This window comes from Microbacterium sp. Beta, from assembly GCF_005502545.1.
GTDB lineage: Bacteria > Actinomycetota > Actinomycetes > Actinomycetales > Microbacteriaceae > Microbacterium > Microbacterium oxydans.
Genome location: NZ_SCOG01000004.1, coordinates 253,206 through 260,678 on the forward strand (window position 1 = coordinate 253,206; position 7,473 = coordinate 260,678).

At 66.7% G+C, this 7,473-nt stretch carries 8 protein-coding genes; 7 read left to right on the forward strand and 1 reads right to left on the reverse strand.

Translation table 11 applies throughout. The features are described 5' to 3' along the window. Positions 1–24 precede the first annotated feature (24 nt). Positions 25–1,014 carry a hypothetical protein gene (locus tag FFS56_RS06775; protein ID WP_046746505.1) on the reverse strand — a complete coding sequence of 330 codons (990 nt, stop codon included), beginning with the start codon at positions 1,012–1,014 and terminating at the stop codon, positions 25–27. 223 nt (positions 1,015–1,237) lie between these two features. Between FFS56_RS06775 and FFS56_RS06780 the strand changes: the two genes are divergently transcribed. The 7 genes from FFS56_RS06780 (at position 1,238) to FFS56_RS06810 (ending at position 7,470) form a co-directional block, all read left to right on the forward strand. Next, complete coding sequence (locus FFS56_RS06780; protein WP_231589626.1) at positions 1,238–1,612, forward strand: CrcB family protein; 375 nt, start codon at positions 1,238–1,240, stop codon at positions 1,610–1,612. Further along, positions 1,609–1,968, forward strand: a complete 360-nt coding sequence (locus FFS56_RS06785) for a CrcB family protein (RefSeq protein ID WP_046746503.1) — start codon at positions 1,609–1,611, stop codon at positions 1,966–1,968. The genes FFS56_RS06780 and FFS56_RS06785 overlap by 4 nt, the downstream gene beginning before the upstream one ends. 106 nt (positions 1,969–2,074) lie before the next feature. After that, positions 2,075–3,343 carry a sugar ABC transporter substrate-binding protein gene (locus tag FFS56_RS06790; protein WP_137771796.1) on the forward strand — a complete coding sequence of 423 codons (1,269 nt, stop codon included), beginning with the start codon at positions 2,075–2,077 and terminating at the stop codon, positions 3,341–3,343. A 4-nt stretch (positions 3,344–3,347) separates the two neighbouring features. Continuing rightward, positions 3,348–4,307, forward strand: coding sequence for a sugar ABC transporter permease (locus FFS56_RS06795; protein WP_127011710.1), 960 nt, complete (start codon positions 3,348–3,350; stop codon positions 4,305–4,307). Next, positions 4,300–5,187 (forward strand): carbohydrate ABC transporter permease, encoded by an 888-nt coding sequence (locus FFS56_RS06800; RefSeq protein WP_127011711.1) that lies wholly within the window; start codon positions 4,300–4,302, stop codon positions 5,185–5,187. The genes FFS56_RS06795 and FFS56_RS06800 overlap by 8 nt, the downstream gene beginning before the upstream one ends. Positions 5,188–5,190: 3 nt before the next feature. Further along, positions 5,191–6,246, forward strand: a complete 1,056-nt coding sequence (locus tag FFS56_RS06805; protein ID WP_127011712.1) for a LacI family DNA-binding transcriptional regulator — start codon at positions 5,191–5,193, stop codon at positions 6,244–6,246. 42 nt (positions 6,247–6,288) lie between these two features. Next, a complete protein-coding gene (locus FFS56_RS06810; protein WP_197077653.1) occupies positions 6,289–7,470 on the forward strand; it encodes a Gfo/Idh/MocA family oxidoreductase in 1,182 nt (393 codons plus the stop codon). The last annotated feature ends 3 nt before the right edge of the window (positions 7,471–7,473 follow it).

A 7,473-nucleotide genomic window follows, 5' to 3' on the forward strand; every position in this document is an offset into this window, starting at 1 on the left:
CATCGGACGCGCTCACCGGATGACCTAGGAGGTCGGTCGCAGCTTGACTGCCTGATCAATGATTGGCTGAATCAAGTTCGTCACCTCGTCGTTGGAGGCCTTGCCGTCGGGCGGCGCTTCCAGCACTCGCTTCGCGAATAGAACGAACATCGCCTGACGCGATTCCTCATCCTCGATTTCGTTGATGAAACCTCGAAACGCTTTGAGCTGGATCTCAATCGCTTGGGCCCAGGTGGCGATGCGATGGTAGTTGCTCGCCTGTCGTCCAAGATAGGCAGCGATACCGGCGAGGGCTGAGAGGATCGCGATGCGGTAGATCACCTCATGCCAGTTATCCACCGACTCTGTGGTGCTGCCTGCCGCGTAGATCAGTCCGAAAACGACAGTCACGCCGAGCGTTAGTATTGTGCCCGCGCGAAACCACCACGCAGTAACCCTGCTTCGGTCGGCTGTTGACTTGAAGGAAGTCTCAAGCGCCCCCGTTGCTGTTTTCGTAGCTGCCTTCTCCGCCAGCGCGAGGGACTTGTTTGCCGCTATTGCCGCGTCGGAAGCTTCCTTCACGGCCTGGTCGAGCTGGGAGGTGCGCTGCGTCACGTAGGTCATCACGGCGATAGATCGCTCTGCCTCCTTCGACGCTTCGTTGATGAGATCATCCAGCGATCCGATCAGCTCTTCGGATGCTCCTTGACGGAGGAGGTCTTTAAAGATCGGAGGGAATGCGTCGAGATGGCCACGAACACTTGAAAGTGCCCTGGCCTGCGCGTGGCCGACCGTGCGCCCGAAAATGTCGACCCCGGACTTTGCTTCGCTCGCGGCGTCCGCGATTGTGCGGGCCTCATTCTGCGTGAGGTCGGCCTTCTCGGCCCAGGAGAGCAGTTGAGCCCAAGCTCGGAGTAGCGGCCGGATTGTGATCTCGTCGATTCCCTGTTCAGACTCATCGAGAACCAAGTCCACTCGATGCTCGAAGTACCGACTCAGTTCGTGGAGTACCGTTCGTGGGTTGCTGGACGCCATTGCCCCTCCAGTTTATGTATGTATCGGCTCTTCAAGCGTGCTGTTCAAAGATAGCGGCAGTCGACCGCTCCTTGATTGTGGGTATATATGCGCGAAACCCTGGAAACGCGATTCTGGAGAAATCCTGGATCAGGGAAATGTCGTAATTTGGAAAGCGGAGACCGAGCGCCAACGGCTCTGTCGACGACGGCCGCGCTTTGAAGCCGCGACTACAGTGGCGGACGTGAACCTCCGCCGTATCCTCCTCGTCGCCGTCGGCGGCACGATCGGCACGGCAGCCCGGCTCGGCCTGGGGCTCGTGCTCCCACAGGGCGGGGGATTCCCGTTCGCAGTGCTCATCGCGAACATCGTCGGCGCCCTCCTGATCGGGGTGCTGGCCGCGCGTCTTCCCGCCACGGCGGAGCTGCGGCTCATGCTCGGCACTGGTGTGCTCGGCGGCTTCACCACCTACAGCGCGTTCATGACTGGCGCGCTCGAATTGTGGGCAGGTGCTCCGCTGCTGGCCACCGCCTATCTCGCCGGGAGCCTCGTGCTCGGGCTCGGGGCGGCGGCGCTGGGGCTGCGCCTCGGCCGGCCCGGGAAGGGCGGGGCAACGTGAGTGCGCTGCTGTTCATCGGCGCCGCGCTCGCCGGAGGGGTCGGTGCCGTGCTGCGGTACCTCGTCGACCTCGGGGTGGCTCGCTTCGCCGGACGCCGCTTCCCCTGGGGGATCCTGCTCGTCAACCTCACGGGCTCGTTCGCGCTCGGACTCGTCACCACCGCGCTGCCGGATGCCGCTTTCATCCTCGGGGCAGGACTGCTCGGCGGCTACACGACCTTCAGCACGGCGATGCTCGACACGGTGGCGCTCTGGCGCGACGGTGAACGCCCGGCGTCGGCGTTCAACGCGATCGGGATGCTGCTGCTCGGTCTGCTCGCGGCGGGCCTCGGCCTCGCACTCGGTTCCGTCCTGTAATCGGGGGTTGCGGGGCGCGGCTTGGTCGGGTTACTCTCCTTGCTAATCGATTAACGCTAAACGATTAACAACACCCAGACCCGTGCACCTGTCGAAGGAGACACCGATGCCCCGTACGACCCGCCGTGCTCTCGGCGCACTCGCCGCCTCAGCGGCCGCCGTCCTCGCCCTCAGCGCCTGCTCCTCTTCGACGAGCGGCGGCAGCTCCGACGGCGACGTCACCCTCAGCTACGCCATCTGGGACGAGAACCAGAAGCCGGCGATGGAAGACATCGCCGCGGCGTTCACGAAGGAGAACCCGAACGTCACGATCGACATCCAGGTCACCCCCTACAAGGAGTACTTCACCAAGCTGCAGACCGCCGCGACCGGTGGCTCGGCGGCCGACGTCTTCTGGATGAACGGTCCGAACTTCCAGCTGTACGCCTCCAACGGGCAGCTCGCCCCGCTCGACGACGGCGGGATCGACGACGCCGACTACCCGCAGGGCCTGATCGACCTGTACACCTACGACGGAAAGCTCTACGGAGCCCCGAAGGACTTCGACACCGTCGCCCTCTGGTACAACAAGGCCCTCTTCGACGCCGCGGGAGTGGAGTACCCCTCGGCGGGCTGGACGTGGGACGACTTCTCCGCCGCGGCCGCGAAGCTCACCGACCCTGCCACGGGGCAGTTCGGAGTCGCGGCAAGCCAGTACGGGCAGGAGAACTTCTACAACTCGATCGCACAGGCCGGTGGTGAGGTGATCTCCGCCGACGGCACGAAGAGCGGCTACGGATCGCCCGAGGCACTCGCCGGTATCGAGCTGTCGACCGACCTGATCGCCGCAGGATCGTCGCCCACGGCGCAGCAGATGACCGACACCAACCCCGAGGACTTCTTCCTCTCCGGCAAGGTCGCCATGTTCCAGAACGGATCGTGGGCGGCCATCGCCTACGCGGACAACGCCGACATCGGCGGCAGCGTCGACGTGGCCCCGCTTCCCGCCGGAGCAGAGGGCAACCAGAGCGTGATCCACGGCGTCGGCAACGTCGCCAATGCCAAGAGCGCGCACCTCGCCGAGGCCAAGCAGTTCGCCGAGTTCGCCTCCGGCGAGCAGGCGGCGAAGATCCAGGCCGAGACCGGCACCGTGATCCCCGCCTTCGACGGCACCCAGCAGGCGTGGGTCGATGCGTTGCCGCAGTACGACCTGCAGGTCTACATCGACGCGCTCGACGACGCCGTCCCCTACCCGGCGTCGAAGAACACGTCGGCCTGGACGAGCATCGAGAGCGAGGTGCTCTCGCAGGTCTGGTCGGGGGCGGTCGCCCCGGAGGAGGGTCTCCAGGACCTCGCCGAGCAGATGCAGGCGGCACTGGACGCCGAGCAGGAGTGATCGCATGACCGTCATCGCGCCACGCGCGGTCGAGACGGCGGAACGGATGCCGGAGCCGCAGAGCCCCGGCATCCGTCGCCGCCGGCGGAGTCCGGGGGCCTCGCCCTGGTGGGCGCTGGTCTTCCTCGGCCCCACCGCCCTGGGCATCGCCGTCTTCTACCTCTGGCCGACCGTCCGCACGCTCATCATCTCGTTCACGAAGTCCGGCCCGTTCGGAGGGGCCGAGTGGGTGGGCCTCGACAACTACACGCGCCTGTTCCAGGACCCCGAGCTGATCGGAGCCCTGCGCAACACCGCGATCTACACGGTCATCGCGCTCATCGGCATCCCGCTCGCCGTGGGCATCGCCGCGCTGCTGAACACCACGGGGCTCAAGGGCCGCAGCGCCTATCGCACGCTGTACTTCATCCCCGTGGTCACCATGCCCGCGGCGATCGCGCTGGTCTGGCGAATGATCTACAACGGCGATTACGGCGTGCTGAACGCCGCGCTCGCCGCCGTCGGCATCGAGGGGCGCAGCTGGCTCACCGATCCGAACACAGCCCTGATCGCGATCGCCGTCGTCGGCATCTGGGCGGGACTCGGCACGAACATCGTCATCTTCCTCGCCGGGCTCCAGGGCATCCCCGACACGATCATGGAGGCGGCCGACCTGGATGGCGCCGGTCCCGTGCGCAAGTTCTTCTCCATCACGATCCCACTGCTGTCGCCGTCGATCTTCTTCGTCAGCGTCATCAGCGTGATCGGGGCGCTGCAGGTGTTCGACCTGATCTACATGATGCTCGGACGCAGCAATCCCGCGATGCCGAACACCCGCACCGTCGTCTACCTCTTCTACGAAGCGGGGTTCCTCGACAACGACCGCGGCTATGCGGCCGCCGTGGCCTTCCTGCTGCTGATGATCATCCTGATCCTCACGATCGTGCAGTTCCGTCTGCAGAAGAAGTGGGTGCACTATGAGTGATGTTTCCCTCGACACACGCGCCATCGTGGGTGCGAAGCCCGCGCGCTCCGGGGCGGGGAAGCCCAAGAACCGCGGTCTCTGGATCGTGCACCTCGTGCTCCTCGTCGGCGCAGTGCTGATGGTCTTCCCGTTCGTCTGGCAGCTGCTCACCTCGTTCAAGACGCTGTCCGACTCGGTGCAGGTGCCGCCGTCGTTCCTGCCGCGCGAGTGGGTGTTCACCAACTTCGCCGAGGTGTTCGACTCGATGCCGTTCGCGCAGATGTTCCTGAACTCGGTGTGGCTCACGGTCGGGCGCACGGTGGGTCAGGTGGTGCTCTGCACCATGGCGGGCTATGCGTTCGCGCGCATCCCGTTCCCCGGTCGCAACGCCCTGTTCGTGGTGTTCCTCTCGGTGCTGATGGTGCCGTCACAGCTGTACCTGCTGCCGCAGTACGAGATCATCCAGTCGCTCGGCTGGCTCAACACGCTGCAGGCGCTCATCGTGCCCGGCATCTTCAGCGCCTTCGGGACCTTCCTGATGCGACAGTTCTTCATGTCGATGCCCGCCGAGCTCGAGGAAGCCGCACGCATCGACGGCGCGAATCCGTGGCAGACCTTCTGGCGCATCATGGTTCCGCTCGCGAAGCCTGGCATCATCGCACTTGTGGTGTTCACTGTGCTGTGGTCCTGGAACGATCTGCTCTGGCCGTTGATCGTGACGACCGACCCCGCCAAGATACCGCTGTCGGTGGGCCTGTCGCAGCTGGTCGGCATCCACGGCACGGACTATCCGGTGCTGATGGCGGGCGCGCTGCTGGCGACGCTGCCGATGCTGGTGACCTTCATGGTGCTGCAGCGACAGTTCATCCAGGGCATCGCGTTCAGCGGATCGAAGGGCTGAGACATGGCGAAGAGCGAGCACCAGGCGCCTCGAAGGCCGACGCTGCGGATGGTCGCCGAACGGGCGGGAGTGTCGACGGCGACGGTGTCCTACGTGTTCTCCGGTCGGTCGGGGACGAACGGGGCCGGTGTCGCCGAAGCCACGGCGGCGCGGGTGCTGGCTGCCGCCGACGAGCTGAACTACCGACCGAACAGCGCGGCCCGGGCGATCCGCACCGGACGCAGCGGCATGGTGCAGCTCTCGCTGCACATGCTGAGCGACCCGTGGTCCCTGGCGGTGGCCGATGCCGTGAACGCCGAGGCGAACAGGCACGGGCTCACCACGCTGATCCTCGCCGACGGCGACTGGCACGCGGCCCTCGACCGGGTCGAGAGCGACGTAGCCTACCTCGACGGCGTGGGTCTCGACGATGCGGCGCGGAAGAACCTCGCCGACCTCGTGCGCCGCGGACAGCGCCTCGTGGTGTTCTCCGAGCATCTGGACCCGGACGGCTTCGACGTCATCCGCTCCGACGCGATCCCCGGTTGCGAGATCGCGATGGATCATCTGCTGGAGACGCACAGCGCGATCGGGTGCATCGCCGCGGAGGGGGCGGTGCGCCTCGCCGACGAGCAGATCACCCGCTACACGCCGTATGTCGAGAAGCTCGCTGCCGCCGGCATCGTTCCCGATCCTGCGTGGACGGTGACCTACGCCGACACCCAGGCGAGCGCCTTCACCGCTGCGGTCGAGCTGCTGTCCGGCGAGAACCGGCCGCATGCCGTGTACGCCACGACCGACTTCGCAGCGATCGCCACGATCAATGCCGCGCACATGCTCGGCCTCCGCGTTCCGCACGATGTCGCGGTGGTGGGGGTCGGCAACACCCCGGACGCCCGCCTGATCGCGCCGACCCTCACGACCGTCGGTCCGACCGACTTCTACGAGCGGCAGGCGCGCATCATCGTCGACCGCGCTCTCGAGACCGACCCCGCACCAGGGCGTCTGCACGAGTTCGCATGGACGCTCTTCCCCGGCGGATCGACCGACCTCGACGCCCCCGCCCCGCGGGCCCGTTGACCTCGGCATCCCGCACAGACTCATCACACAAGAAGGACCATCGTGGATCTCCAGATCGGCATCATCGGCTTCGGCGCGCGCTCGACCCTGCAGGAAGAGGTGCATCGACCGGGGCACGGCTCGCGCATCTCCGCCGTGTGCGACCTCTCCCCGCGTGCCCGGGAGGACGCCCGCCTGCTCGTGCCGGACGCGCTCATCACCGACTCGCTCGACGAGCTGCTCTCCTCGGGCGTCGACGCCGTCATGGTGCTCACCCCCGACGACACGCACGCCGCGCTCAGCATCCGCGCGCTCGAAGCCGGCGTGCCGGTGTTCTGCGAGAAACCCCTTGCGATCGACCTCGCCGACGCCGACCGCATGCTCGAGACCGCGCGCCGTACCGGCACCGGGCTCTACATCGGCCACAACATGCGGCACATGCCCGTCATCACGCTGATGCGCGGCCTGATCCAGAGCGGCCGCATCGGTCAGGTCAAGGCCGTCTGGGTGCGCCACTTCGTCGGGCACGGCGGCGACTTCTACTTCAAGGACTGGCACGCCGACCGTCGCCGCACCACCGGGCTGCTGCTGCAGAAGGGCGCCCACGACATCGACATCATCCACTGGCTCGCCGGCGCCTACAGCGAGCGTGTCTCGGCGATGGGCGCGCTCAGCGTGTACGGCGACATCACCGACCGGCGTGACCGCACCGGGGAGCGGATGCCGGACTGGTTCAGCATGGACAACTGGCCGCCGACCGCGCTGACGGGACTGCACCCGGTGGTGGACGTCGAGGACATCTCGATGGTGAACATGCAGCTGGAGGGCGGGATCTTCGCGTCATACCAGCAGTGCCACTTCACGCCCGACTACTGGCGCAACTACACCGTGATCGGCACCGAGGGTCGCATCGAGAACTTCGGCGACGTGGCCGGCAGTGAGGTCAAGCTGTGGAATCGGCGTCATGCCGGAGCGGCGGCGGCCGACGAGACCTTCATCGTCCCGGAGGTGCCAGACGCCGGGCACGACGGTGCGGACGCCCTGCTCGTCGCGGAGTTCCTGCGGTTCGTGCGGCACGGCGGACTCACCGAGACGTCGCCCGTCGCGGCCCGCGAGGCCGTCGCCGCCGGCATCCTCGCCACCGCGTCGCTGCGTGGCGACGGATCGGCGATCGAGGTTCCGCCGTTGGATCCCGAGCTCGTCGCCTACTTCGAGCGCGGGCAGGTCGAGGCCGCGCTGGTCTGAACC